Origin of the sequence: Rhizobacter sp. OV335 (assembly GCF_900142965.1) — a bacterium.
Classification (GTDB): domain Bacteria; phylum Pseudomonadota; class Gammaproteobacteria; order Burkholderiales; family Burkholderiaceae_C; genus Rhizobacter.
This window is the reverse complement of sequence record NZ_FRCQ01000001.1, coordinates 143,562-167,949: the sequence shown is the minus strand read 5'-3', so window position 1 is coordinate 167,949 and position 24,388 is coordinate 143,562. Positions and strand designations below refer to the sequence as shown.

Annotated in this window: 28 protein-coding genes; 6 read left to right on the top strand and 22 right to left on the bottom strand. The window is 67.4% G+C overall.

The window, feature by feature from the left end; translation table 11 throughout:
* Positions 1-11 precede the first annotated feature (11 nt).
* From acpS to BUE42_RS00725, 21 genes are all read right to left on the bottom strand, one after another.
* A complete protein-coding gene (gene acpS, locus BUE42_RS00825; protein WP_073462200.1) occupies positions 12-410 on the bottom strand; it encodes a holo-ACP synthase in 399 nt (132 codons plus the stop codon).
* On the bottom strand, positions 407-1,207 hold the full coding sequence (locus BUE42_RS00820) for a pyridoxine 5'-phosphate synthase (RefSeq protein ID WP_073462199.1): 801 nt from the start codon (positions 1,205-1,207) through the stop codon (positions 407-409). Before BUE42_RS00820 ends, acpS begins: the two co-directional genes overlap by 4 nt.
* A gap of 7 nt (positions 1,208-1,214) precedes the next feature.
* Positions 1,215-2,006 (bottom strand): DNA repair protein RecO, encoded by a 792-nt coding sequence (recO, locus tag BUE42_RS00815; protein WP_073462198.1) that lies wholly within the window; start codon positions 2,004-2,006, stop codon positions 1,215-1,217.
* Positions 2,007-2,015: 9 nt separating this feature from the next.
* Positions 2,016-2,975 carry a GTPase Era gene (gene era / locus BUE42_RS00810; RefSeq protein ID WP_073462197.1) on the bottom strand — a complete coding sequence of 320 codons (960 nt, stop codon included), beginning with the start codon at positions 2,973-2,975 and terminating at the stop codon, positions 2,016-2,018.
* A 31-nt stretch (positions 2,976-3,006) separates the two neighbouring features.
* Positions 3,007-3,711 (bottom strand): ribonuclease III, encoded by a 705-nt coding sequence (gene rnc, locus BUE42_RS00805; protein ID WP_073462196.1) that lies wholly within the window; start codon positions 3,709-3,711, stop codon positions 3,007-3,009.
* Between the two features lie 46 nt (positions 3,712-3,757).
* Entirely contained in the window at positions 3,758-4,159 is a 402-nt protein-coding gene (locus BUE42_RS00800) for a DUF4845 domain-containing protein (protein WP_083613810.1), read from the bottom strand.
* A gap of 23 nt (positions 4,160-4,182) precedes the next feature.
* A complete protein-coding gene (gene lepB, locus BUE42_RS00795) occupies positions 4,183-5,148 on the bottom strand; it encodes a signal peptidase I (protein ID WP_073462389.1) in 966 nt (321 codons plus the stop codon).
* Positions 5,149-5,159: 11 nt separating this feature from the next.
* Positions 5,160-6,968, bottom strand: a complete 1,809-nt coding sequence (lepA, locus tag BUE42_RS00790) for a translation elongation factor 4 (RefSeq protein ID WP_073462195.1) — start codon at positions 6,966-6,968, stop codon at positions 5,160-5,162.
* A 549-nt stretch (positions 6,969-7,517) separates the two neighbouring features.
* On the bottom strand, positions 7,518-9,023 hold the full coding sequence (locus tag BUE42_RS00785; protein WP_083613809.1) for a Do family serine endopeptidase: 1,506 nt from the start codon (positions 9,021-9,023) through the stop codon (positions 7,518-7,520).
* Positions 9,024-9,082: 59 nt separating this feature from the next.
* The gene (locus BUE42_RS00780; RefSeq protein ID WP_073462194.1) at positions 9,083-10,102 is read right to left on the bottom strand and encodes a MucB/RseB C-terminal domain-containing protein; all 1,020 of its coding nucleotides are present in this window, start codon (positions 10,100-10,102) and stop codon (positions 9,083-9,085) included.
* A 17-nt stretch (positions 10,103-10,119) separates the two neighbouring features.
* A complete protein-coding gene (locus BUE42_RS00775) occupies positions 10,120-10,779 on the bottom strand; it encodes a sigma-E factor negative regulatory protein (RefSeq protein ID WP_159445348.1) in 660 nt (219 codons plus the stop codon).
* Between the two features lie 42 nt (positions 10,780-10,821).
* Complete coding sequence (gene rpoE / locus BUE42_RS00770) at positions 10,822-11,430, bottom strand: RNA polymerase sigma factor RpoE (protein WP_083613781.1); 609 nt, start codon at positions 11,428-11,430, stop codon at positions 10,822-10,824.
* Between the two features lie 2 nt (positions 11,431-11,432).
* Positions 11,433-11,912, bottom strand: a complete 480-nt coding sequence (locus BUE42_RS00765) for a hypothetical protein (protein WP_073462192.1) — start codon at positions 11,910-11,912, stop codon at positions 11,433-11,435.
* Between the two features lie 21 nt (positions 11,913-11,933).
* Positions 11,934-13,178: a beta-ketoacyl-ACP synthase II gene (fabF, locus tag BUE42_RS00760; RefSeq protein WP_073462191.1), complete on the bottom strand. Its 1,245-nt coding sequence runs from the start codon at positions 13,176-13,178 to the stop codon at positions 11,934-11,936.
* A 28-nt stretch (positions 13,179-13,206) separates the two neighbouring features.
* Entirely contained in the window at positions 13,207-13,446 is a 240-nt protein-coding gene (acpP, locus tag BUE42_RS00755; protein ID WP_009552529.1) for an acyl carrier protein, read from the bottom strand.
* A gap of 153 nt (positions 13,447-13,599) precedes the next feature.
* On the bottom strand, positions 13,600-14,361 hold the full coding sequence (gene fabG / locus BUE42_RS00750; RefSeq protein WP_073462190.1) for a 3-oxoacyl-ACP reductase FabG: 762 nt from the start codon (positions 14,359-14,361) through the stop codon (positions 13,600-13,602).
* The gene (fabD, locus tag BUE42_RS00745) at positions 14,358-15,296 is read right to left on the bottom strand and encodes an ACP S-malonyltransferase (RefSeq protein WP_073462189.1); all 939 of its coding nucleotides are present in this window, start codon (positions 15,294-15,296) and stop codon (positions 14,358-14,360) included. Before fabD ends, fabG begins: the two co-directional genes overlap by 4 nt.
* Before the next feature lie 70 nt (positions 15,297-15,366).
* Positions 15,367-16,359: a beta-ketoacyl-ACP synthase III gene (locus BUE42_RS00740; protein WP_073462188.1), complete on the bottom strand. Its 993-nt coding sequence runs from the start codon at positions 16,357-16,359 to the stop codon at positions 15,367-15,369.
* The gene (gene plsX / locus BUE42_RS00735) at positions 16,356-17,459 is read right to left on the bottom strand and encodes a phosphate acyltransferase PlsX (RefSeq protein WP_073462386.1); all 1,104 of its coding nucleotides are present in this window, start codon (positions 17,457-17,459) and stop codon (positions 16,356-16,358) included. The genes BUE42_RS00740 and plsX overlap by 4 nt, the downstream gene beginning before the upstream one ends.
* 186 nt (positions 17,460-17,645) lie before the next feature.
* Positions 17,646-17,828 (bottom strand): 50S ribosomal protein L32, encoded by a 183-nt coding sequence (gene rpmF, locus BUE42_RS00730; protein ID WP_073462187.1) that lies wholly within the window; start codon positions 17,826-17,828, stop codon positions 17,646-17,648.
* 168 nt (positions 17,829-17,996) lie between these two features.
* Complete coding sequence (locus BUE42_RS00725; RefSeq protein ID WP_073462186.1) at positions 17,997-18,542, bottom strand: YceD family protein; 546 nt, start codon at positions 18,540-18,542, stop codon at positions 17,997-17,999.
* Positions 18,543-18,583: 41 nt separating this feature from the next.
* Between BUE42_RS00725 and BUE42_RS00720 the strand changes: the two genes are divergently transcribed.
* Both BUE42_RS00720 and BUE42_RS00715 read left to right on the top strand, forming a co-directional pair.
* Entirely contained in the window at positions 18,584-19,177 is a 594-nt protein-coding gene (locus BUE42_RS00720; RefSeq protein ID WP_073462185.1) for a Maf family nucleotide pyrophosphatase, read from the top strand.
* 3 nt (positions 19,178-19,180) lie between these two features.
* The gene (locus BUE42_RS00715) at positions 19,181-19,942 is read left to right on the top strand and encodes an SAM-dependent methyltransferase (protein ID WP_073462184.1); all 762 of its coding nucleotides are present in this window, start codon (positions 19,181-19,183) and stop codon (positions 19,940-19,942) included.
* A gap of 7 nt (positions 19,943-19,949) precedes the next feature.
* Here the strand turns inward: BUE42_RS00715 and BUE42_RS00710 are convergent, their stop codons facing one another.
* Positions 19,950-21,410 carry a DEAD/DEAH box helicase gene (locus BUE42_RS00710; protein ID WP_073462183.1) on the bottom strand — a complete coding sequence of 487 codons (1,461 nt, stop codon included), beginning with the start codon at positions 21,408-21,410 and terminating at the stop codon, positions 19,950-19,952.
* Between the two features lie 175 nt (positions 21,411-21,585).
* Here BUE42_RS00710 and BUE42_RS00705 point away from each other — a divergent pair, with 175 nt between their 5' ends.
* From BUE42_RS00705 to rfbC, 4 genes are read left to right on the top strand one after another with little or no spacing between them, the layout of a single operon-like run.
* Positions 21,586-21,996: a MarR family EPS-associated transcriptional regulator gene (locus BUE42_RS00705; RefSeq protein WP_073462182.1), complete on the top strand. Its 411-nt coding sequence runs from the start codon at positions 21,586-21,588 to the stop codon at positions 21,994-21,996.
* Positions 21,993-22,766: a glucose-1-phosphate cytidylyltransferase gene (gene rfbF / locus BUE42_RS00700; protein WP_073462181.1), complete on the top strand. Its 774-nt coding sequence runs from the start codon at positions 21,993-21,995 to the stop codon at positions 22,764-22,766. Before BUE42_RS00705 ends, rfbF begins: the two co-directional genes overlap by 4 nt.
* Positions 22,763-23,824: a CDP-glucose 4,6-dehydratase gene (gene rfbG / locus BUE42_RS00695; RefSeq protein ID WP_073462180.1), complete on the top strand. Its 1,062-nt coding sequence runs from the start codon at positions 22,763-22,765 to the stop codon at positions 23,822-23,824. The genes rfbF and rfbG overlap by 4 nt, the downstream gene beginning before the upstream one ends.
* A 9-nt stretch (positions 23,825-23,833) precedes the next feature.
* Entirely contained in the window at positions 23,834-24,388 is a 555-nt protein-coding gene (gene rfbC, locus BUE42_RS00690; RefSeq protein WP_073462179.1) for a dTDP-4-dehydrorhamnose 3,5-epimerase, read from the top strand.

The following is a 24,388-nucleotide window of genomic DNA, read 5'->3' as shown; positions in this document are numbered from 1 at the left end:
TCTCTTCGCATTCAGGGTTGCTGGGTTTCGACGACCACGAAGCTGGCCGCGTAGTCGGTCTCGTCGGTGACGCTGACGTGCGCGACCAGGTGCCGCGCCGCGAACCAGGCGGCCAGCTCGCCGTGCAGCACGATCTCGGGCTTGCCGCTCGGCGCGTTGAGGATCTCGCAGGCGCGCCAGGTCATCGGCATGCGCATGCCGCGCCCGATGGCCTTCGAGAACGCCTCCTTGGCCGAGAAGCGGGTGGCCAGGTAGCTGATGCCGCGCGCCTCGACTCGCGCGCGCCGCGCATGGAACACCACCAGTTCCTGCGGGCCGAGCACCTTGGCCGCGAAGCGTTCGCCGCGCCGCTCGAGGGTCGCGGCGATGCGGCGCACGTCGCAGATGTCGGTGCCGATGCCGTAGATCACCGCCGCGCCGCCGTGTGGATGACGCGCTGGTAGTCGCGCACCGTCTCGACCAGGCCGAGCTCGAGCGCATCGGCGACGAGCGCATGGCCGATCGAGACCTCCTGCACGCCGGGCACGGCGCGCAGGAAATCGCCCAGGTTGGCGCGGTTCAGGTCGTGCCCGGCGTTCACGCCCAGGCCGACGCGCAGCGCGGCCTCGGCGGTCGCGGTGAAGCCGGCCAGCACCGCGGCGCCGCCCGGCGTGCCGTGCGCGCTGGCGAAGGTCTCGGTGTAGAGCTCGACGCGGTCGGCGCCCAGTTCGCGGGCCGCCGCCATCGCCTGCGGCTGCGGGTCCATGAAGAGACTGACGCGCGCGCCCAGCGCATGCACCTCGGCGATCAGCGGCGCGAGGCGCGCGGCATCCTCGGGGAAGCGCCAGCCGTGGTCCGAGGTCGATTGCTCGACGCTGTCGGGCACGAAGGTGCACTGGTGCAGGGGCAGGCCGCGGCGCTTCAGCTCGCGCGCGAAGTCCATCAGGTTGTGGAAGGGGTTGCCTTCGATGTTGTATTCGATGTGCGGCGTCGCCTGCAGCAGCTCGGCGAGTTCATAGACATCGCCGGCCCGGATGTGCCGCTCGTCCGGTCGCGGGTGCACCGTGATGCCCTGCGCGCCGCCCTGCAGCGCGAGTTCGGCGGCGCGGGTCACGCTCGGGATGCCGAGGTGGCGCGTGTTGCGCAGCAGCGCGACCTTGTTCAGGTTGACCGACAGCGCGGTCAGGCCGCGCTCCGCTGTCTGGCCGGTGGTCTGGAAGGGGTTCATGGTGGTGTCAGCGCTCCAGGGCTTGCACGTCGAGCATCACCTGCCGCGTGCGCAGCACCGGTGAGCCCAGATGATAGTGAAGCAGCGCGCGCAGCAGCAGCTTCAGTTCCTGCAGCGCCGGCCCGCAGGCCTGCTGCAATGCCGCGAGGCTGCCGTGCTGCAGCGCGGCCTGCAGGCCGATCAGCGTCTGGCCGGCCAGTTCGTTCTCGCGGCCACGCGCGGTCACGACACCCTGCTCGGGCAGCAGCAGGTAGCGGCCGGCGGGATCGACCTCGTCCTGCGTCATCGTCACGCGGCTGAGGTCGGGCAGCACGCCGACCTGCTGCAGCAGCGCCAGCTCGAACGCCCGCAGCGCGGTCTGCACGGCACCGTCGTCGGTGGATGCCAGCAGCGCCAGCGTCGCCGCGTACGCATCGAACAGCACCGGGTGGGCATCGCCGCGGGCGAGCAGCTTCATCAGCAGCTCGTTCAGGTAGAAGCCGCTGAACAGCGCGGCACCGGTCAGCATGGAATGGCCGCCGGCCCATTCGGCGCCGCGCAGCGTCTGCACGTCGCTCGCCGATTCACCGGACGGCTCGGTGGCACGCGGCGGCTTGCCCAGCGTCACCTGGATGCGCTGGAACGGCAGCAGCACCGGGCGCAGTTGCGAGTACGGCCGCTTCGCGCCCTTGGCGACCACGGCGATGCGGCCCTGCTCGCGGGTGAACAGGTCGAGGATCAGGCTGGATTCGCTCCAGTCGTAGCGGTGCAGCACATAGGCCACCTGCGTGGCCGGTGGGCGCGCGGGGCGGGTGGCCATGCGCGGCGGCTACTCGTAGCCGTAGGAGCGCAGATGCTCTTCGTCGTCGGCCCAGCCGGATCGCACCTTCACCCACAGTTCGAGGAACACACGGCCGTCCATCAGGCGCTCGAGCTCCTGGCGGGCTTCGGAGCCGATGCGCTTCAGGCGTTCGCCGTCGGCGCCGATCACCATGCCCTTGTGCGCATCGCGCTCGACGATGATGGTCGCCGCGATGCGGCGCAGCGCACCCTCTTCCTCGAACTTGTCGATCACGACGGTCGAGGTGTAGGGCAGTTCGTCGCCGGTCAGGCGGAACAGCTTCTCGCGGATGATCTCGCTGGCGAGGAACCTGTCGCTGCGATCGGTCAGCGCATCTTCTTCGTAGAACCACGGCTGCTGCGGCAAGTAGGGCTTCACGATGCCCAGCAGGCGTTGCACGTCGCTGTCTTTCTTGGCGGTCAGCGGCACGAATTCGGCGAACGCGTGGCGGTCCTGCATGCCCTTGAGCCAGGGCACGAGGTCGGCGCGGCGGTGCACCGCATCGAGCTTGTTGGCGATCAGCATCACCGGCTTGCCGGCCGGCATCAGCGCCAGCACCTTCGCGTCGTCGAGCCCGAAGCGGCCGGCCTCGACGACGAACAGCACCAGGTCGACGTCGCCGAGCACGCCGTGCACCGTGCGGTTCAGCGTGCGGTTCAGCGGCGCGCTGTGGCGCGTCTGGAAGCCGGGCGTGTCGACGAACACGAACTGCGTGTCGTCGACGGTGCGGATGCCGGTGATGCGGTGGCGCGTCGTCTGCGCCTTGCTGGACGTGATGCTGACCTTCTGGCCGACCAGCGCATTCAGCAGCGTCGACTTGCCGACGTTCGGGCGGCCGACGATCGCGATCAGCCCGCAGCGGGTGGTCACGGCTTCAGCGGGCGCGGCGGCGTCGCCAGTGCCGGTATCGCCGTCGTCGTCGGCAGGTGTTTCGGGGATGTCGGTCATGCGGGGGGAACCAGGAGGGTCGTCGGGGGCGTCAGGAGCGCAGCGCACTGCCGGGCTTGTCATTCGCCTTCAGCGCGACCAGCATGCCGCGCGCTGCTTCTTGCTCGGCGGAACGGCGCGAACGGCCCTCGCCGGTTTCGGTGAGGCCGAGCGCCGGGACGGCGCATTCGACCTCGAAGGTCTGTGCATGCGCCTGCCCGCGGGTGGTGACGATGCGGTACGCCGGCACCGGCAGGCGGCGCGCCTGCAGCCATTCCTGCAGCTCGGTCTTGGCGTCCTTTGCCCAGCTGTCGAGATCGGTCGTCTCGATGACCTCGCCGAACAGCCGTTGCACCAGCGCCTGCGCCGCTTCGAAGCCGCCGTCGCGGTAGGCCGCGCCGATCACGGCTTCGAGCGCATCGGCCAGGATCGACGGCCGCTGCGCACCGCCGCCGCGGGCTTCGCCTTCGCTCAGGCGCAGCACCTCGGGCAGGCCGATCAGCAGCGCGACCTTGTGCAGGCTGTCCTCGCGCACCAGGTGCGCTCGCACGCGGGTCAGGTCGCCCTCGTCGGAGCCGGCGAAGCGCTCGAACAGCAGGTCGCTGATCGCCAGGCTCAGCACCACGTCGCCGAGGAATTCGAGCCGCTCGTTGTGGTCGACCCCGAAGCTGCGGTGCGTGACGGCGCGTGTCAGCAGGTCCGGCTGGGTGAAGCGGTATCCCAGGCGGTGCTGCAGGGCGGTCAGTCGGGCATCCACGCGCAGGGCCGGTTGATGACGAGAAAGCACGAGCCGGGGCGAACCCTCAGCGCGAACGTCCTTCGTACTTGAGCAGCAAGTAGACCGGCGCCACCAGCTCGATCTCCTTGTTGTAGGCGAAAGAGATCACGACCTTGTCGTTGACCTTCGTGATCATCAGGTCCTTGCTGGTGATCGAGACGATCGAATACTCGACATCCGTCTGTCGGTCGAAGGCGGTGCGGATTTCAGGCACGGTGGAGGCGCCGCTCGTCGCGATCTTCTCGACCGCGCGCTTGATCGTGAAGTACTCGTTGAGGGTCGGCAGCACCTTCAGGCCGATGAGCGAGACGACGCCGATCAGGATGGCCCAGAACATCAGGCCGAACAACGTGACGCCACGCTGCGATCCGCGCCGGTGTGCGAGCTGCCCTGCGTGGCCGCGAGATTCGATCGTCCGTAGTTCCATCGTCATGTACCTGTTGCTCCCGCTCAATTGAACGAACCGATGCGCTTGAGACTGCCGAAATTCATCCAGACAAAGAAGGCCTTGCCGACGATGTTCTGGTCGGGCACGAAGCCCCAGAAGCGCGAGTCCTGCGAGTTGTCGCGGTTGTCGCCCATCATGAAGTAATGGCCGGCCGGCACCTTGCAGCGCACGCCTTCCGCACTGTAGCGGCAGTTTTCCTTGAAGGGAAACTCGAACAGCGGCGCCGCCGAGCTCGGCAGCTTGGTCTCGACCAGGATCCGGTGCGTGGCCGTGCCGAGCTTCTCGGTGTATTGCGGCGCGAAGCGCACGGCATCTTCGTCGTAGAACGGCTCCAGCGGCTGCGTGTCGGCGAGCTTGCCGTTCACGTACAGGTGCTGGTTCAGGTAGTCGATCTGGTCACCCGGCACGCCGACGACACGCTTGATGTAGTCGATGCTCGGATTGGCCGGGTAGCGGAACACCATCACGTCGCCGCGCTGCGGATCGTTGATCTGGATGATCTTCTTGTTGATCACCGGCAAGCGGATGCCGTAGTGGTACTTGTTCACCAGGATCAGGTCGCCGATCAGCAACGTCGGCACCATCGAGCCCGACGGGATCTTGAAGGGCTCGAACAGGAACGAGCGCAGCAGGAACACGACGAGGATCACCGGGAACAGGCCGGCGGTCCAGTCGAGCCACCACGGCTGCATCAGCAAGGTGTCGCGGGCCTGGGCGACGTTGTCGTCGACCTTCGCAATGCCCTGCGAGGCCAGGCGCTCGCGGCGTTCGGCGTCCTGGCGATCGAGCGTGGCGGCGGCCGCCGCGCGGCGCGGCGCGAAGTGGAAGCGCTCGGCCAGCCAGTAGGCCAGCGTCGCGACCGTGAGGATGAACAGCAGCAGCGAGAAGTTGCCTGTCCACTTGCCGAGGTACCAGCCGCCCAGATACACCACCAGGGCGCCATAGAGCACGCCGGTCAGAGAACCCATCAGTGAGCCCATCAATCGTCCACTTGGAGGATGGCGAGAAACGCTTCCTGGGGCACCTCGACGGAGCCGATCTGCTTCATGCGTTTCTTGCCGGCCTTTTGTTTTTCGAGAAGCTTGCGCTTGCGCGAGATGTCGCCGCCGTAACACTTGGCGAGAACGTTCTTGCGCAGCGCCTTGATTGTCTCACGCGCAATGATGTTGGCCCCGATGGCGGCCTGGATCGCCACGTCGTACATCTGGCGCGAGATCAGCTCGCGCATCTTGGCCACCACCGCGCGGCTGCGGTATGCGCTCTGGGTGCGGTGCACGATGATCGACAGCGCATCGACCTTGTCGCCGTTGAGCAGGATGTCGACCTTGACGACGTCGGCCGCGCGGTACTCCTTGAACTCGTAGTCCATCGACGCATAGCCGCGCGACACCGACTTCAGCTTGTCGAAGAAATCCAGCACGATCTCGGCCAGCGGCATCTCGTAGGTCAGCATGACCTGGCGACCGTGGTAGGCCATGTTGATCTGGTTGCCGCGCTTCAGGTTGGCCAGCGTCATCACCGGGCCGACGTAGTCTTGCGGCATGTAGAGATGCACGGTCACGATCGGCTCGCGGATCTCGTTGATGCGGCCGAGGTCGGGCATCTTCGACGGGTTCTCGACCTGGATCACGGTCTGGTCGCCGAGCTCGACCTGGTAGACCACGCTCGGCGCGGTGGTGATGAGGTCCTGGTCGAACTCACGCTCGAGCCGCTCCTGGACGATTTCCATGTGCAGCAGCCCGAGGAAGCCGCAGCGGAAACCGAAACCGAGCGCCTGGCTGACCTCGGGCTCGTAGCGCAGCGACGAATCGTTCAGCTTGAGCTTCTCGAGCGCGTCGCGCAGCTGGTCGTATTCGCTGGCTTCGGTCGGGTACAGACCGGCGAAGACCTGCGGCTGGATTTCCTTGAAGCCCGGCAAGGCCTGGCTGGCCGGGCCCGCGTTGTTCGGCAGCTTCTTCTCGAGCGTGATGGTGTCGCCGACCTTGGCGGCCTGCAGCTCCTTGATGCCGGCGATCACGAACCCGACCTCGCCGGCGCGCAGCGCATCGCGCGACAGCGCCTTGGGCGTGAACACCCCCATCTGCTCGGCGGCGTAGGCGGCCTCGGTGGCCATCATCTTGAAGCGCTCGCCCTTCTTCAGCTCGCCGTCGACCACGCGCACCAGCATCACCACGCCGACGTAGTTGTCGAACCACGAGTCGATGATCATCGCGCGCAGCGGCGCGTCGGGGTTGCCCTGGGGCGGCGGCATGCGGGTGATCACCGCCTCGAGGATGTCGTCGATGCCTTCGCCGGTCTTCGCGCTGCACGGGATCGCGTCGGTCGCATCGATGCCGATCACGTCCTCGATCTCGTCCTTTGCGCGCTGCGGATCGGCCTGCGGCAGGTCCATCTTGTTCAGCACCGGGATCACGTGCACACCGAGTTCGATCGCGGTGTAGCAGTTGGCGACCGTCTGCGCCTCGACGCCCTGGCTCGCGTCCACCACCAGCAGCGCACCTTCGCAGGCCGACAGCGAGCGGCTCACTTCATACGAGAAGTCGACGTGCCCCGGCGTGTCGATCAGGTTCAGCTGGTAGGTCTGGCCGTTGCGCGCCTGGTAGGTGAGCGCCGCGGTCTGCGCCTTGATCGTGATGCCGCGCTCGCGCTCGATGTCCATCGAGTCGAGCACCTGCGCTTCCATCTCGCGATCGCTCAGCCCGCCGCAACGCTGGATGAGCCGGTCGGCCAGCGTCGACTTGCCGTGGTCGATGTGGGCAATGATGGAAAAATTTCGGATGTGATCCATTGAACGATTCCACTGCGTCGCTGTTCGACGCTGCAGCGACTGCGCCGCTGCGTTGATGGCTCATGCCGTGTGCGCTGTCGCGTGACAACGCGCGCTCGACATGATGGGTCGAAGACCCGGGCCGTGAACAAAAAAAAGGCACGTCGAAGAACTGACGCGCCTTCCAACAAAACGTATGGCAACTGCTTGTTGGGCCTTCATTGTAGCCAAAAGCACCCCGCCGGAAACCGCGCCATTGCTTGATTTCTTGTCGTTGCGGGTCACCAACAGCAAAATCTTTCCACAACTTATCCACAAAGCCTTGTGGGTAGCTTGGGGATAGTTTCAGACGCCCCTACTCGTTGACCGGATTGGCAATAAAGCCGATGCGCGACCCCTGAATTGTAGTCAAAAGCACGCTGAATTCGAGTTCCGCAACCGACGAATGCGTGCGCACACTCACTTTTTACCAATTCGATCAAAATCGCCGGGCCGGAAGTTCCTGCCGCAGATTCCACATGGCGGAAGAAGTGTGGCAATCCCTGGGCCGGCACTCGGATATCGGGCCTCTTACTTGATCACCGGGATCCGCAGGAACTGCGCCCAGTCGCCCCGCAGCACCGTGACCGGCAGCGACTTGTTCTTGTCGAGCTTGGCCACCACCGCCTCGAACTGCTTCACGTCGGTGACGTCGGACGTGCCGACCGCCACGATCACATCGCCGGCGCGCAGACCGGCCGCTTCGGCGCCGCCAGTCACCGCGCTCACGCGCACACCGTTCGCACCGCGCAGCGACTGACGCTCCGCATCGGTGAGGTTCGCGACGCTCAAGCCCCACACCTTCGCAGCACCCGCTGCGCGCGGCTCGACCGGCGCCTCCGGCCGCTCCGCCGCCGCAGCAGCGACCTGCGGGTTCAACTCGGCGAGACTCGCCTTGAAATCGAGCAGCTTGCCGCGCCGGTTGCATTGCAGCGTGATCGCGGTGCCCGGCTTCAGCGCGCCCAGCGTGCGCCGCAGGTCGACGGCACCATCGACCGGCTTGCCGTTCACGCTGATCACGACGTCGCCCGGCTGGATGCCCGCCTTGTCGGCCGGCGTGCCGCTGACGACCTGGCGCACGAACGCGCCCTTGGCCTTGCCCTTCGCGAGCCCGTATTCCTCGGCCAGTTCGCGCGGCACGTCGATCGGCTGGATGCCGAGGTAGCCGCGCACGACGCGACCGGTGGCCTTCAACTGGTCGGCCACTCGCATCGCCTCGTCGATCGGGATCGCGAACGAGATGCCGACGAAGCTGCCGACCGGGCTGAGGATCTGCGAGTTGATGCCGACAGCCTCGCCGCGGATGTTCAGCAGCGGCCCGCCGGAGTTGCCCGGGTTCACCGCGACGTCGGTCTGGATGAACGGCACGTCGGAGCCGGTCTCGCGCTGCTTGGCGCTGACGATGCCGGCCGTCACCGTGCTCTCGAGCCCGAACGGCGAGCCGATCGCGAGCACCCATTCGCCGACGCGCAACCGCCCCGCATCGCCGATCTTCAGCGACGGCAGCCCGGTGGCATCGATCTTCACCAGCGCAACATCGGTGCGCTCGTCGGCCCCGATGATCCTCGCCTTGAACTCGCGCTTGTCGGTCAGCGTGACGTAGACCTCGGTCGCACCCTCGACCACGTGGGCGTTGGTCATCACGTAGCCGTCAGCGCTGAGGATGAAGCCAGAGCCCTCGCCGCGCGGCACCTCTTCGCCGGGTTGCTGCGGCGCGGTCGGCGCACGGCGGCGGAACGGCCCGCGCGGCGAGTCGGTCGCGCGCTCGGTGGTGCGGATGTTGACGACGGCCGGGCTGGCGCGCTCGACCAGGTCGGCAAAGTCGGGCAGCAACTGCGTCGGTGCCAGGGGTTGTGCCGGTGCCGATGCTTGCGCCTGGCTTGATGCAGGGTTCGGTGCCTGCGTCTGCGCATCGGCAGGCTGCGCCAGCCACAAGGCCGCGCCCAGCCCCACCGCGGCGGCACGGATGCGCATCGCGCGGCGATCGCGCAGCGTGTTCTCCGGTGCACACCGGCCTGGATCGATCACAGCTTGCATGCCGAGCACTCCCTCGAGACACCTACACGGGCCGCCGCGTGCAGCCGCACGCCGGCAGGCTACTTCTTGCGCTCCAGTCCCGCCGCGAACGCACGCAGCGTCGCCGTGGGCACGTCACCCATCACGGTCACCCACCAGTCGCCCTGACGGCGCATCATCGTCTGCGTCGCACCGATCACGGTCGACATCGGACGCTGGTGGCGCTCGGCGTTGTAGGGCTCGATGAAGACCGACACGAAGGTCAGGCCGTCGGAATAGACCGCCTGCAACACCGGCTCGGTGGAGCCGCGGATCCGCAGCGCACCATCGAACGGCCGCTTGACGCAGCTGACCTGCGTGAAGCCGGGAATGTCGTGCTTCAAGGACCACCCCTCGGATTCGAGCGTGGCCGGCGTGACGGGCGGCCGCACGATGCGGTAGCCGTCGAGCTTGCGCAGCGGCTGCGTGATCAGGTCCGCCTGCGGCTTGACGTTGATGTTGACGTCGGAAAACGCCGACGACTCCAGCACCTCGGCATGCTCGCCCATCACTTCGGTGCGCAGCAGCAGGCCGGTGCTCTTCTCGGCCCACAGGCGGTAGCCGAAGCGGTGCGCATCCTTGGCACGCAGCTGCAGCACGTTGGCCTCGTGGCCGGCCACCCGCTCGACGCCCATCGGCTTGAGTTCGTAGAAGTCGGTCACGTGCTGCGCACCGGCCTGCAGCAGCGCGGGGAACGAGCTCATCGAATCGCGCTGCTCGACCATCGCGACGCGGCTTTGCGGCCACACCGTGTGGACGACGTCGTTCTGCCGCAGCACGTTGCGCATCTGGCCTTCGAGCGAGTCGATGCGCTCGTACTGGTTGCGGCCGTCGCAGAAATGCGCGATGCGCGAACTCGCCACCGTGCCGCCCGCGCTGACGACCACCGTGCCCTGGAAGTTGCGCTTGTTCGCTGCGTCGGTGATGCGGGTGAGCCAGGCCTGGGTCTCGCGCGCCTCGATCAGCGGATCGCCGCTGACCAGCGCGCCTTGCGCCCGGCTGGCCGGGGCAAAGGCGACGAACGCACAACTCACCATCAACGCGGAAAGGCGCAGCAGCATGGGTGGGCGGATCCGGGTCAGCGGGCGGGGGCTTCGGCTGCGGCGTTGCGCAGGAAGCCCGACGGCACACCAGGGGCGGAACTGCCGCCGAACTTCTTGTGCACCGACAGGTACTCGTCGAGGCGCGCATCGCGGATCAGCTGGCCATTCAGCCGCACCGGCTCGGTGTCTTGCGCGACGCTGACGGCGCGCAGTGGCGAGGGGGCCGTCGCCACGGCGGCATTGCCGGTCTGTGCGACGGTCGCCGGGCTGCCGCCGAACGGCAACGAGCCGGGCACCGAGGTGGCCACCAACGCGCCAGCAACGACCACGAACCCGGCGGCTACGGCCACCGGGGTGCGCCAGGCGCGGCGCGCACCGCCCATGGCCGCGACGGCGGCCGGGGCCAGCGGCAGTTCGACCGGTGCCGGCAACTCGGCCGGGGCCAGCACCACCGGCTCATCGGCCAAGCGCGCGCGCAGGCGGGCGAGGAAGGCGCAATCACGATCGACGGGCGAGGCCAGGTCGTCGGAGCGCATCACGTCGCCGATCAACGCATAGGCGTGCCAAGTGGCGCGGGCCTGCGGATCCTCTCGCCACTGCGCGCACACGCGTGCGCCGGCGTCGGATCCGAGTTCCCCGTCGACCAGGGCCGACAGACCCTCCATCGACGCACTGCCTTCAGACGACTGTGACATTTCCAGCTCCAGCATTCATGTTCAGCAAGTGGCTCGACCGCATCACCAGCGGTCGCCTTCCCGGGTATCCAGCAAGGGACGCAGTTTCAGCGCAATCGCCTCGCGCGCACGGAAAATGCGCGATCTGACGGTGCCGATCGGGCAATTCATCACTTCGGCGATCTCTTCGTAGCTCAAGCCCTCGATTTCGCGCAGCGTGATCGCCTGGCGAAGATCTTCAGACAGCGCATCGATCGAAGCGTTCACTGTGGCCGCGATTTCTTTCGAGGCCAGCAGGGCTTCGGGCGTTTCGCCGTCCGTTAGTTCATTTTCGACGCGGGAAGTTTCGTCGTCATCGTCCCGCGAGGCGCGTGCGGATTCCGTCACGATCGGGTCGCGCTTCATCTCGACCAGCGCCTTCTTGGCGGCATTGACCGCAATCCGGTACAGCCAGGTGTAGAACGCGCTCTCGCCGCGGAACTGCGGAATCGCCCGGTAGGCCCGGATGAAGGTCTCCTGGGCGATGTCCTGCACCAGGTCGGTGTCCCGCACCATGCGGCCGATCAGCCGTTCGATGCGGCGCTGGTACTTGACGACCAGCATCTCGAACGCCTTCACATCGCCGCGCTTGATGCGTTCGATCAGCGGCGCGTCTGCGTCCGGGGTGGTCATGCTCATGGCCGACCGTCCTGGCCGAAGGTCTCAGGCATCGCCGCGGGCCGCGCCGTGAACACGGTGCTGCGCAGGTGGTGCCAGTCGTGCTCGAGTCCCGACCGCTGCACCGGCAACCAGCATGCAGCCGACGGATGGTGCGCCACATGATCCGGCACGAAATGCAGCAGCAGCCAGTGGCCGCTGTCGATGGCAACCTGCAAGGACCCGGGCGAGGGTTCCCCGCCGGCATGGCTCAGGTGCCACTGGCCGCCATCCCAGCGCAGCACGAAGCCCGGCAGCCGTGCAAGGGAAAGCAGCGACGCCGTGGCCGCCACGCAGGCCAGCAGCAGAAAGCCGGCGGCCACCGACAGCAGCGGCCGCTCGGTGGTCATCCACCACGCGAGCGCACTGCCCCAGACGACCATCCCCGACACGGCGAGGCCGCCGCGCCAGGCGCCGAAGCGGGAGACGGTGAGCTGGAACTCGGCTGGCGCGTGCATGCCGGGCGCGGATCGGGCCGGTCAGACGCGCTTGAAGACCAAGGTGCCGTTCGTGCCGCCGAATCCGAAGTTGTTCTTCACCGCGTACTCCATCTTCAGGTCGCGCGCCGTGTTGGCGCAGTAGTCCAGGTCGCACTCGGGATCCTGGTTGAAGATGTTGATCGTCGGCGGCACCACCTGGTGGTGCAACGCGAGCGTCGTGAACACCGACTCGATGCCGCCGGCGCCGCCCAGCAGGTGGCCGGTCATCGACTTCGTCGAGCTGACGACCATCTTCTTCGCATGGTCGCCGTAGGCCAGCTTGATCGCGTTGCTCTCGTTCACGTCGCCGAGCGGCGTGGACGTGCCGTGCGCGTTCAGGTACTGGATCTGGTCGGCATTGAGGCCGGCATTGCGCAGCGCCGCCTTCATCGAGCGCTTGGGCCCATCGACGTTCGGCGCCGTCATGTGGAAGGCGTCCGCGCCCATCCCGAAGCCGACCAGTTCGGCGTAGATCTTCGCGCCGCGCTTCTTCGCATGCTCGTATTCCTCGAGCACCACGACACCCGCGCCTTCGCCGAGCACGAAGCCGTCGCGGTCCCTGTCCCAGGGACGCGAGGCCGTGGCCGGATCGTCGTTGCGCGTCGACAGCGCACGCGCCGCCGCGAACCCGCCGATGCCCAGCGGCGACACCGTCGATTCGGCGCCGCCGGCAACCATCACGTCGGCATCGCCGTACTCGATCATGCGACCGGCTTCGCCGATGCAGTGCAAGCCGGTGGTGCAGGCGGTGACGATCGCGAGGTTCGGCCCCTGGAAGCCGAACTTGATCGACACATGGCCCGAGATCATGTTGATGATCGACGCCGGCACGAAGAACGGCGACACGCGGCGCGGACCGCGTTCGACCAGCTCGGCATGGGTTTCCTCGATCATCGGCAAGCCGCCGATGCCCGAGCCGACCAGGCAGCCGATGCGCTCGGCTTCATCTTCGCTCAGCGCGTCGCCGGTGGGCAGGCCCGAATCCTTCACCGCCTGCATCGATGCAGCCAGGCCGTAATGGATGAAGGTGTCCATGTGCCGGGCTTCCTTGGCGGGGAAGTAATCCTCCACCTTGAAGCCCTTCACTTCGCCTGCGAAATGGCAGGCGAACGGCGACGCATCGAACTTGGTGATGGTCGCGATGCCGGAACGCCCGGCCACGATGTTGGCCCACCCCTCGGCCACCGTGTTACCCACGGGACTGATGAGGCCGAGCCCGGTGACGACGACGCGGCGACGGCTCATGCGATGCTGCTCAGTTGGGAACGAAGGCTCAGGCCTTCTGGTGCTTGACGGCGTAGTCGATCGCCAGCTGCACGGTGGTGATCTTCTCGGCTTCTTCGTCGGGGATCTCGATGCCGAACTCGTCTTCGAGGGCCATCACCAGTTCCACGGTGTCGAGCGAATCAGCGCCCAGGTCTGCCACGAAAGCCTTCTCGTTGGACACATCGGCTTCCGGAACGCCCAGTTGTTCGGCGATGATTTTCTTCACACGTGCTTCGATATCGCTCATGACTCCTCCAGGAGGGTTTGCTGAAACAGCCCGAGATTCTAAGGCTTGCAGGGTGTCGGCTCTAAGTCAGGCCTACACGCTGAAATCCAGGTTCCGGTCGGGCCCTTCCGGTCTGTGGGGTAACGCGTTCGACGCAGTTCGGCGTCGTTGGCGTCAATTCATGAACATGCCGCCATTGACATGCAACTCCGCGCCGGTGATGTAGCCGGCCTGGGCCGACGCCAGGAAGGTCACCGCATGCGCAATGTCGCTTGCCTGGCCGAGTCGGCCAAGCGGAATCTGTGCCATCAGCGCGCTGGTCTGCTGTTCGGAGAGCTCGCTGGTCATGTCGGTCTGGATGAAGCCCGGCGCGACGCAGTTGACGGTGATGCCGCGGCTGCCGAGCTCGCGCGCCAGCGCGCGCGTCATGCCGGCGACGCCGGCCTTCGAGGCCGCGTAGTTGGCCTGGCCGGCGTTGCCGCTCGCGCCGACGACCGACGTGATGTTGATGATGCGACCGAAGCGCTGCTTCATCATCGGGCGGATGACCGCGCGGCTGACGCGGAACACCGCCTTCAGGTTGGTGTCGATCACCGCATCCCAGTCGTCGTCCTTCATGCGCATCGACAAGGTGTCGCGCGTGATGCCGGCGTTGTTGACGAGGATCTGCAGCCCGCCGTGTTCCTTGACGATGGCGTCGATCGCCGTCTCGATGCCGGGGCCGTCGTTGACGTTCAGGCACAGGCCGCGGCTGCCGGGGAAGGCGGCCAGCGCCGCGCCGATCGCGTCGGCGCCGGCCTGGGTCGTCGCGGTGCCGATCACCTTGGCACCTTGGGTTGCCAGCGACAGCGCGATGGCGCGACCGATGCCGCGCGACGCGCCGGTCACCAGAGCGACCTGGCCCGCCAGCGTCGAACCGTTGTGGGATTCACTCATGCCAACAGGCCTTTCGCTTCCAGCAGCGTGGCCGGATCGTGGATCGCGGCCGTGACCGCATCGGCGTCGATGCGGCGGATCGTGCTGGCCAGGACCTTGCCCGGCCCGCACTCGAAGATGTGGCGGATGCCGCGCGTGCGAATCGCCTGCACCACCTCGACCCAGCGCACCGGCCCGAAGGCCTGGCGCACCAGCGCGTCGCGGATGGCGTCGGGATCGTCCTGCACCGCGACATCGATGTTGTTGACGAGCGGGATGCGCGGTGCGTTCAGCGTCACGCCGGCCAGGCGCGTCTTCAGCTGCTCGGCCGCCGGGCGCATCAGGCTCGAATGGAAAGGCGCCGACACCGACAACTGCAGCGCCCGCTTGGCGCCCTTGTCCTTCAGCAGGCTGCACGCGAATTCGACACCGGCCTTGGTGCCGGCGATCACGGTCTGCTTCGGGTCGTTGAAGTTGGCCGCCTCGACAATCTCGCCGGACGCCGCCGCGGCTTCGGCACAACCGGCGCGCACGACATCGGCATCGAGCCCGAGGATGGCTGCCATGCCGCCGGCACCGACCGGCACCGCCTGCTGCATGGCCTGCGCGCGAAAGCGCACCAGCGGCAGCGCATCGGACAGGCTGATGACGCCGGCCGCGACCAGCGCCGCGTACTCGCCCAGCGAGTGACCGGCCACCACCGCCGGCTGCAGCCCGGTCTCGGCGAGCCAGGCGCGCAGGCAGGCGACGCCCGCGGTCAGCATCACCGGCTGGGTGTTCTCGGTCAGGTCGAGCGCGTCCTTCGGGCCGGTGTGGATCAGTTGGCCCACGTCGATGCCGAGGGCGGTCGACGCCTCGGCCAGCGTGTCGCGCACGGCCGCGTGGTCGCCCCAGGCGTCGAGCATGCCGACGGCTTGTGAACCCTGGCCGGGAAAGACGAATGCGAACGGAGTCATGTCAGCGCCTTGTAGTCGCGGCAACGCAGAGAAGAGGGGAGAGATCGCGGACGGGCTGCTGGGCGCGTGCTCAGTAGTCGAACAGCACCGCGCCCCAGGTGAAGCCGCCGCCGACGCCTTCGAGCATCACGGTGTCGCCGCGCTTCACCGTGCCGGCGCGCACCGCGACGTCGAGTGCCAGCGGGATCGAGGCGGCGGACGTGTTGCCGTGTTCGTCCACCGTTGCGATCAGCTTGTCCAGCGGCAGCTTCAGCTTCTTGGCCGTGCCCTGCATGATGCGGATGTTGGCCTGGTGCGGGATCAGCCAGTCGATGTCGGATTCGGTGCGGCCGGCCTTCGCGAGCACCGAGCGCGCGACGTCTTCGAGCACGCCGACCGCCAGCTTGAAGACCGCCGGGCCGTCCATCTTCAACAGCGGGTCGCCGGTGATCTTGCCGCCGGACACCGAGCCCGGCGTGCAGAGGATGTCGACATGGCGGCCATCCGCATGCAACTCGCTCGCGAGGATGCCGGGCGTGTCGCTCGCCTCCAGCACCACGGCGCCGGCACCGTCGCCGAACAGCACGCAGGTGGTGCGGTCGTTGAAATCGAGCAGGCGCGAGAAGATCTCGGCACCGATCACCAGCGCCTTGCTGGCCGCACCGGTGCGGATCATCGAATCGGCCACCGTCAGCGCATAGACGAAGCCGGAGCACACCGCCTGCACATCGAAGGCCGCGCAGCCGGCGACGCCGAGCTTGCGCTGCACGATGGTGGCGGTCGACGGAAACACCATGTCAGGCGTCGAGGTGGCGACGATGATCAGGTCGATCTGCGACGCGGCGACACCGGCCGCTTCGAGGGCACGCTGCGCGGCCGGCAGGGCCAGGTCGCTGCACGGCACGTCGGGCTCGGCAAAGTGGCGCGCGCGGATGCCGGTGCGCGCGACGATCCACTCATCGGAAGTCTCGACACCCTTGGCGGCCAGTTCGACGGCCAGGGCTTCGTTGGTCAGGCGCTTCGGCGGCAGGTAACTGCCGGTGCCGGTGATGCGCGAATAGCGGGTCGCAGAGGGTTGGGTCATGCAGCGAGGGCGGCACCGTCGGGCGTTGCACCGCTTGCACTTGCAGGGGTGGGCAAGGCATGCAGCGAATCGCGAATCCGGTCGTGCACCCGATCCAGCAAGTGATTGCGGGCCGCATCATAAGCCCGATTCAAGGCCTGCTCGAACGCATAGGCATCGGACGATCCGTGCGCCTTGAACACCAGGCCGCGCAGGCCGAGCAGCGCGCCGCCGCTGTAGCGGCGGTGGTCGACACGGTGCTTGAAGTGGTTCAGCACCGGCAGCGCCACCAGCGCGGCCATCTTCGTGAAGATGTTGCGCGTGAATTCCTGCTTGATGAAGCTCGACAGCATCGACGCGAGGCCTTCGGCGGTCTTCAGCGCGACATTGCCGACGAAGCCGTCGCAGACGACGATGTCGGTCGTGCCCTTGAAGATGTCGTTGCCTTCGACATTGCCGTGGAAGTTGACGTGGCCGCCTTCGGCCGCGGCGCGCAGCAACTCGCCGGCGCGCTTGATCGTCTCGTTGCCCTTGATGACTTCCTCGCCGATGTTCAGCAGGCCGACGCTCGGGTTCTCCTTGCCGTCGACCGCCGCGACCAGCGCACTGCCCATCACCGCGAACTGCAGCAGGTGTTCCGCGCTGCAGTCCACATTGGCACCGAGATCGAGCACGGTCGTGTAGCCGTCTTTCTGGTTGGGCATCACCGCGGCGATGGCGGGGCGGTCGATGCCCTCGAGCGTCTTCAGCAGGTAGCGCGCGACCGCCATCAGCGCACCGGTGTTGCCGGCGGACACACAGGCATGCGCGCGCGGCGCCTGACCGTCAGCGCCGGCCTTCAGCTGCATCAGTGCCACACGCAGCGACGAATCTTTCTTGCGGCGCAGCGCCACCTCGACCGCGTCATCCATCTCGACGACCTCGGTGGCTGCCACCAGATGGCAGCGCTCCCAGCCAGCGGCCGGCGCGAGCGCCTCGGCACGACCGACCATCACCACCTCGGCCAGCGGGTGGGCGGCCAGAAAGGCGCGGCAGGCGGGCAGCGTGACGGAGGGACCGTGATCGCCGCCCATGCAGTCGACAGACAGGCGAATGACATCGGTCGCGGCGGGCGGCGACATCGGGTTCATGGACACAGGAGCGGCAGCGAACTCAGGCAGCAGCCGCCGAAGCAGCCACCGCCAGAAAGACAAACACCCGGCACTGCGGCGGGCCGCAGGCCGGGTCGGGGCAAGGTCTCGCAGGGTTCACGCATCATGCCTTGGCCGCGACAGGGCGCGGACCGGCGGAAGTGCGCGACAACCGACTCAGGCGTCAGCCTTGGTCTTCAGCACCTTGCGCCCACGGTAGAAACCGGTGGGGCTGATGTGGTGACGCAGGTGCGATTCGCCCGTGGTCGGCTCGATCGCGGTGCCCGGCGTGGCCAGGGCATTGTGCGCACGGTGCATGCCGCGCTTCGAGGGCGACTTCTTGTTTTGCTGAACGGCCATGAAAATTCTCCTTGAGCCTGAGGCTCTGTACACGTCGCGATGCCACATCCCGACACGCTCTCTCAGGAGCCAGGCGGGGCGCGCTGAGGTCTCCAGAGATCTTCCGGGGACGCAATCAACGCTTTGACGAAAAAGCCTACGATTCTAGCATGTGCTCCCAGCCCCGGATCAATTGGGAAGCTGGCCGCGCTTCAAGGCAGCGAGTGCCGCGAACGGGTGAGCCTCTTTCTCAGCCGCCACCTCCTCCTCGGAGACCGGCACCGCCAGCGGCTGCGGGCAGTGCTCGTGGCGCGGCACGATCGGCAGCGCCAGCAGCAACTCGTCTTCCACCAGCGTGAGCAGGTCCAGCTCGCGGGTCAGCGCCAGCACGTCGTGCTCGCTGTCAGCATCGAGCGCCGCGGCCGCGTCTTCGCCGGCCACGAACTGGAATGAACTCTCGATGGCCAGCGGGGCCGTCATCGCCGACAGGCAGCGCTGGCATTGCAAGGTCACCGAGGTTTCGGCTGTCAGATGCAGCCAGTTCTCGGCGGCGCCGCCGCGCGCTTCGCGGCTCTCGCCCTGGACCACCCAGGCGACATCGGCCCGGCTTTCGGGCAAGGTGCTTTGCTTCAGGCGAAGCAGCTCGTCTTGCGGCCAGTGGCCTTCGAGCCGGACGGATTCCTGGGCGAATGCCTCGACTTCCAGGTGGCGGGGATCGGTGACTCGGGACTTCATCCGCCCAGTGTACGGGCGCGCGCGATGGGAGAATCCGCGGCATGACCCCACGCCCCTCGCTGATCCTCGGCTCGACCTCGCGCTACCGGCGGGAACTCCTCGAGCGCCTGCGGCTGCCGTTCGAGGTGCGCGCGCCCGACGTCGACGAAACGCCGCGGGACGGTGAAGCCCCGGCCGCGCTGGCGCTGCGGCTGGCCCTCGCGAAGGCCCACGCCGTCGCGGCCCAGGCGCCGAACGCGGTCGTGATCGGCTCCGACCAGGTGGCCGACCTCGACGGCACGCCGGTCGGCAAGCCCGGCAACCACGAGCGCGCGGTCGCGCAGCTGCGGTCGATGCGCGGCAAGTCGATCGTGTTCCAGACCGCCGTCGCCGTGGTGCATCGGCAGGCCGGCTTCGAGGCCTCGGCGCTGGTGCCGGTGCGGGTGCGCTTCCGCGCGCTGTCGGATGACGAGATCGAGCACTACCTGCGCGCCGAGCAACCCTACGACTGCGCCGGCAGCGCCAAGTCCGAAGGCCTGGGCATCACGCTGCTGACCGCGATCGAATCCGACGACCCGACGGCCCTGATCGGCCTGCCGCTGATCCGTACCGGCGAGTTGCTGCGCCAGGCCGGCATCGACCCGCTGGCCGCCTGATCGATGGCGACGCCCGGTCAGCTTTTCCTGGTGCCCAACACGCTGGATTTCGGCGTGTCGGCCGACTGCGACCTGCGCGAGGTGCTGCCTGCCGGTGTGTTGCGCACGGCTGCGGTCCTGACCCACTGGGTCGCGGAGAACGCGAAAACGACACGCGCCTTCCTGAAGCGGGTGGATGCGATCCAGCCGCTTGCGCGGCCGCTGCAGGAGATCTCGATCGTCGAACTGCCGAGGCCGCCGAAGGGCCGCGACGCCGGCCCGCCGCCCGACCTGAAGTCGCTGCTCGCGCCGGCGATCGACGGACACGACATCGGGTTGATCTCGGAGGCCGGGCTGCCGGCCATTGCCGATCCGGGGTCCGACCTGGTGAGCGCCGCGCATGCGCTGGCTATCCGCGTCGTGCCGCTGTCCGGCCCGAGTTCGCTGCTGATGGCGCTGGGCGCGAGCGGGCTGAATGGGCAGAGCTTCGCGTTCGTCGGCTACGTGCCGGTGGATGCGGCGCAGCGCACGAGCCGCTTGCGCGAGCTGGAAGCGCTGTCGCGCAAGTTCCGGCAGACCCAGCTGATGATCGAGACGCCGTACCGGAATGCGTCGCTGCTGGCAGCCCTGCTCGCCACGCTGAACCCGGACACCCGCCTGTCGGTCAGCTGCGGGTTGACGCTGGCCGGCGCCTGGACGCGCAGCGACACGGTGGCCCGCTGGCGCAGCCAGCCGGCCGAGTTGCCGAACGACGTGCCGGCCGTGTTCTCGCTGCTGGCCGGTTGACCGGCCTTCAGGCCTGCGGCGGCGTGACCTTGGCGCCGAACAGCGCCGCGACCTTCTTCTTCGGCTTGATGTTCGGCGACAGCCGGCCACCGGAGGTCGTCGGCGCGGCCGCAGTCTTGCTCTCCCAGGCCGCCTCGCCGGTGGCGGTGGGCTCGTAGGGCTTGTCGAAGAACGGATCGGCCGGCGGGCGCGGCGGCGCGTAGCTTCGCTGCGGGCGGGCTTCGCGCGGCTCGCGGGATTCGCGCGGTTCGACGGCCTCTCGCGATTCGGCCGGTGCATCGTCCCAGCTGCGGCGCGGCCGCTCGGCGCGGTCGGCCACGCGCGGGCGCGCATCATCCAGCTCGATCGGCTCGATCTCGATCTTCTTCTTGATCAACTTCTCGATGTCGGAGACCAGGCGGGTGTCATCGCGGGTGACGAGCGTCACGGCCAGGCCGGACGCGCCGGCTCGACCCGTGCGGCCGATGCGGTGCACGTAGTCCTCGGCGTTGAACGGCACGTCGAAATTGAACACGGCCGGCAGGTCGGCGATGTCGAGGCCGCGGGCAGCCACGTCGGTGCAGACCAGCACATCGACCTCGCCACGCTTGAAGGCCTCGAGGGCCTTCAGGCGCTCGTCCTGCGACTTGTCGCCGTGCAGCGCGTTGGTCTTCAGGCCTTCACGCTCGAGCGAGCGCGCGAGGCGGGCGCAGCCGAGCTTGGAGTTGACGAACACGATCGCCTGCTTCAGCGCGCGCTCGGTCAGGATCTTGCGGATGGCGGCGCGCTTGTCGTCGGACGACACGCTGTAGAAGCGCTGCTCCACGTTCGTCGCCGTCGCGTTCGGGCGGGCCACCTCGACGAGGATCGGATCCTGCAGGTAGCTCTCGGCCAGCTTCTTGATCTCGGTCGAGAAGGTCGCCGAGAACAGCAGCGTCTGGCGCTGTTTCGGCAGGTAGCTCAGGATGCGCTGCAGGTCGGGCAGGAAGCCGATGTCGAGCATGCGGTCGGCCTCGTCGAGCACGACGTATTCGACCTGGTTCAGCACCGCGTTCTTCGCCTCGATGTGGTCGAGCAGGCGCCCCGGCGTGGCGATCAGCACCTCGACGCCGGCCTTCAGCTCGAGCGTCTGCGGCTTCATGTCGATGCCGCCGAAGACGACCGCCGCACGCAGCTTGGTGTGCTTGGAATACGTCTTGATGTTCTTCGCGACCTGGTCGGCCAGTTCGCGGGTGGGCGCGAGAACCAGCGCACGCACCGGGTGCCGCGCCGGCGACATGCTGGCGTTCTCGTGGCGCAGCATCTTGTGCAGCAGCGGCAGCGAGAAGGCGGCTGTCTTGCCGGTGCCGGTCTGGGCGGCGCCCATCACGTCGCGGCCGGCCAGCACGATCGGGATCGCCTTGGCCTGGATGGGGGTCATCTGCGTGTAGCCCGACTCGGCAATGGCTTTTTCAAGCACTGGCGCCAGACCCAGGGCCGAGAATTCCATCACTGCCGGTACGGCTGCAGGGTCGGCAGCGGTGGATTCGAGGTCGGTGATGGACACGTCAGCTGGGGAAGAGATCATCCACGGATTATCCTCCGGACTGCGTGCAGCCCTTTCCCGAGAAATTCAGGGGTCGCAAAAGCCCTGCGATCAGGCATATAGAATCTGCGTTCAACCCATGAACGCACCCCCTCCCCCTTCCGATCTCGATGCCGGCACGCAGCAAGGGCACATGGAGCTGCTGCGCCTGCTCGAAAGCCATCCGGACTTCTCGCAGCGCCAGTTGGCAGCGGCGATGGGCGTGAGCGTGGGAAAGACCCACTACCTGCTCAAGGCCCTGCTGAAAAAAGGGTGGGTGAAGGCCAAGAACTTCCAACGCAGCGACCACAAGCTCGGCTACCTGTACGTCCTCACACCCAGCGGCGTGAACAGCCGGCTGCAGCTGACACGCTCGTTCCTGGCTCACAAGGAAGCCGAGTACGAAGCGTTGCGCATGCAGATCAAGCTCTTGCGCGACGAACTCACCGCGCAGGCGGACGCCGAGGGGGCCCAACCTCAATCTCGCAAAAGCACAGGAGCACATCCTTGAAGGCAGTCATCCTCGCCGGCGGACTCGGAACGCGCATTTCGGAAGAAACGCACTTGAAGCCCAAGCCCATGGTGGAGGTCGGCGGCAAGCCGATCCTGTGGCACATCATGAAGATCTACTCGGCACACGGCATCAATGACTTCGTCATCTGCTGCGGCTACAAGGGCTACGTCATCAAGGAGTACTTCGCCAACTACTTCCTGCACATGTCCGACGTCACGTTCGACATGGAGAAGAACACGATGCACGTGCACCAGCGCAAGGCCGAGCCGTGGCGCGTGACGCTGGTCGACACCGGCGACGAGACGATGACTGGTGGCCGACTGGGCCGCGTCGCCGAGCATGTGCGCGATGAAGAGGCGTTCTGCTTCACCTATGGCGACGGTGTGGCCGACATCGATATCGGCAAACTGGTGGCCTTCCATCGCACGCACGGCAAGCAGGCGACGGTCACGGCGGTCCAGCCGGCGGGTCGGTACGGTGCGCTCTCGATGGAAGGGTCCACCGTCCGAGGCTTCGTCGAGAAGCCGCGCGGCGACGGTGGGTGGATCAACGGCGGCTTCTTCGTGTTGTCCCCCTCATGCATCGAGCACGTCGCCGGCGACGATACCGTGTGGGAGTCCGAGCCGCTCACACACCTTGCTGAAAGCGGCCAACTGAAGGCCTTCGAGCACAGCGGTTTCTGGCAGCCGATGGACACGCTGCGCGACAAGACCCACCTCGAGCAGCTCTGGGCCACCGGCAATGCCCCCTGGAAGGTGTGGAAGTGAATCCCTCGTTCTGGCGCGACCGGTCGGTCTTCCTGACCGGGCACACGGGTTTCAAGGGCGGTTGGCTGGCCCTGTGGCTGACCAGCCTGGGCGCCCGGGTGCATGGCTTTGCATTGCAGCCGCCGACCGATCCCGATTTCTTCAGCGTGGCACGTGTGGCCGACGGTTTGGCCAGCCACACCATTGGCGACATCCGCGACGCCGACACGCTCGCGAAGGCGTTGCGCAATGCCGAGCCGGACATCGTGCTGCACCTGGCCGCCCAACCGCTCGTGCGCGCGTCCTACCGCGAACCGGTCGAGACCTATGCGGTCAACGTGATGGGCACCGTCCACCTGCTGGAGGCCGTGCGCTCCTGCAAGACCGTGAAAGCGGTGGTCAACGTGACGACCGACAAGTGCTACGAAAACAAGGAGTGGGTCTGGGGCTACCGCGAGTCGGAACCGATGGGCGGCCATGACCCCTACTCCAACAGCAAGGGGTGCGCCGAACTCGTCACCTCTGCCTATCGCGCCTCCTTCCTAGCGAATGCTGGGGTGGCGCTCGGCAGTGCGCGCGCCGGCAACGTGATCGGCGGCGGCGACTGGGCTGGCGATCGCCTGATCCCGGACTTCTTCCGTTCCGCCCAGGCCGGCCGCGCGCTCGAGGTGCGCTTTCCCGACGCGACCCGGCCCTGGCAGCACGTGCTCGAACCGTTGTCGGGCTACCTCGCATTGGCAGAGCACTTGATCACGCACGGCCAGGCGTTCGCCGAGCCCTGGAACTTCGGCCCGGGCGAGGAAGATGCAAAGCCGGTGCGCTGGCTGCTCGACCATCTGACCGCGCAGATGCCCGGTACACACTGGCACCAGCCGGGCGGCGAGCAACTGCACGAGGCAGGCTTCCTGAAGCTAGACAGCAGCAAGGCGCGCGCGCGGCTGCAATGGGCCCCGCGCTGGACATTGCCCGAAGCGCTGCGCCGGACGGTGGACTGGCATCTTGCGTGGACGGCTGGCCGCGACATGCGAGGCTTCAGCCTCGAACAGATCGCCGAGCACCAGGCGCACCCGCCGTCCTGAGACCTGCGCATGCCGAGATTCATGTTCACCCACACGCCGCTGGCGGGCCTGGTGCTCGTCGAGCGGCAGCGTGCGCAAGATGCGCGCGGCTTCTTCAGCCGCTTCTTCTGTGCCGACGAGCTGGCCGAGGCAGGCTTCAGGATGCCGATCGCGCAGATCAACCACACGTTCACGGCTCGCAAAGGCGCGGTACGTGGCCTGCACTTCCAGCACCCGCCACACGCCGAGGACAAGTTCATCAGCTGCCTGCGTGGCGAGATCTTCGACGTCGCGGTCGACCTGCGCCGCGGCTCGCCGACCTTCCTGCAGTGGCACGCCGAGATCCTGTCGGCCGGCAACGCGCACAGCCTGCTGGTACCACAGGGCTTCGCACATGGTTTCCAGACCCTGAGCGACGACTGCGAGCTGATCTACCTGCACTCCCGGCCCTACGCCGCGGCTGCGGAGGCCGCGTTGAACGTTCGCGATCCTCGGCTCGCGATCGATTGGCCGCTGCCGTTCACGGACCTGTCCGATCGCGACGCCAACCACCCGCTCATCACCTCCGAATTCACCGGGATCTGA

Excerpts from the sequence above, each read along its gene's own strand:
- BUE42_RS00820 (WP_073462199.1), bottom strand. The coding sequence starts at position 1,207 with ATGAACCCCTTCCAGACCACCGGCCAGACAGCGGAGCGCGGCCTGACC.
- recO (WP_073462198.1), bottom strand. The coding sequence starts at position 2,006 with ATGGCCACCCGCCCCGCGCGCCCACCGGCCACGCAGGTGGCCTATGTG.
- era (WP_073462197.1), bottom strand. The coding sequence starts at position 2,975 with ATGACCGACATCCCCGAAACACCTGCCGACGACGACGGCGATACCGGC.
- BUE42_RS00800 (WP_083613810.1), bottom strand. The coding sequence starts at position 4,159 with ATGGAACTACGGACGATCGAATCTCGCGGCCACGCAGGGCAGCTCGCA.
- lepB (WP_073462389.1), bottom strand. The coding sequence starts at position 5,148 with ATGGGTTCTCTGACCGGCGTGCTCTATGGCGCCCTGGTGGTGTATCTG.
- lepA (WP_073462195.1), bottom strand. The coding sequence starts at position 6,968 with ATGGATCACATCCGAAATTTTTCCATCATTGCCCACATCGACCACGGC.
- BUE42_RS00785 (WP_083613809.1), bottom strand. The coding sequence starts at position 9,023 with ATGCAAGCTGTGATCGATCCAGGCCGGTGTGCACCGGAGAACACGCTG.
- BUE42_RS00780 (WP_073462194.1), bottom strand. The coding sequence starts at position 10,102 with ATGCTGCTGCGCCTTTCCGCGTTGATGGTGAGTTGTGCGTTCGTCGCC.
- BUE42_RS00775 (WP_159445348.1), bottom strand. The coding sequence starts at position 10,779 with ATGTCACAGTCGTCTGAAGGCAGTGCGTCGATGGAGGGTCTGTCGGCC.
- rpoE (WP_083613781.1), bottom strand. The coding sequence starts at position 11,430 with ATGACCACCCCGGACGCAGACGCGCCGCTGATCGAACGCATCAAGCGC.
- BUE42_RS00765 (WP_073462192.1), bottom strand. The coding sequence starts at position 11,912 with ATGCACGCGCCAGCCGAGTTCCAGCTCACCGTCTCCCGCTTCGGCGCC.
- fabF (WP_073462191.1), bottom strand. The coding sequence starts at position 13,178 with ATGAGCCGTCGCCGCGTCGTCGTCACCGGGCTCGGCCTCATCAGTCCC.
- acpP (WP_009552529.1), bottom strand. The coding sequence starts at position 13,446 with ATGAGCGATATCGAAGCACGTGTGAAGAAAATCATCGCCGAACAACTG.
- fabG (WP_073462190.1), bottom strand. The coding sequence starts at position 14,361 with ATGAGTGAATCCCACAACGGTTCGACGCTGGCGGGCCAGGTCGCTCTG.
- fabD (WP_073462189.1), bottom strand. The coding sequence starts at position 15,296 with ATGACTCCGTTCGCATTCGTCTTTCCCGGCCAGGGTTCACAAGCCGTC.
- BUE42_RS00740 (WP_073462188.1), bottom strand. The coding sequence starts at position 16,359 with ATGACCCAACCCTCTGCGACCCGCTATTCGCGCATCACCGGCACCGGC.
- plsX (WP_073462386.1), bottom strand. The coding sequence starts at position 17,459 with ATGTCGCCGCCCGCCGCGACCGATGTCATTCGCCTGTCTGTCGACTGC.
- rpmF (WP_073462187.1), bottom strand. The coding sequence starts at position 17,828 with ATGGCCGTTCAGCAAAACAAGAAGTCGCCCTCGAAGCGCGGCATGCAC.
- BUE42_RS00725 (WP_073462186.1), bottom strand. The coding sequence starts at position 18,542 with ATGAAGTCCCGAGTCACCGATCCCCGCCACCTGGAAGTCGAGGCATTC.
- BUE42_RS00720 (WP_073462185.1), top strand. The coding sequence starts at position 18,584 with ATGACCCCACGCCCCTCGCTGATCCTCGGCTCGACCTCGCGCTACCGG.
- BUE42_RS00715 (WP_073462184.1), top strand. The coding sequence starts at position 19,181 with ATGGCGACGCCCGGTCAGCTTTTCCTGGTGCCCAACACGCTGGATTTC.
- BUE42_RS00710 (WP_073462183.1), bottom strand. The coding sequence starts at position 21,410 with ATGGAATTCTCGGCCCTGGGTCTGGCGCCAGTGCTTGAAAAAGCCATT.
- BUE42_RS00705 (WP_073462182.1), top strand. The coding sequence starts at position 21,586 with ATGAACGCACCCCCTCCCCCTTCCGATCTCGATGCCGGCACGCAGCAA.
- rfbC (WP_073462179.1), top strand. The coding sequence starts at position 23,834 with ATGCCGAGATTCATGTTCACCCACACGCCGCTGGCGGGCCTGGTGCTC.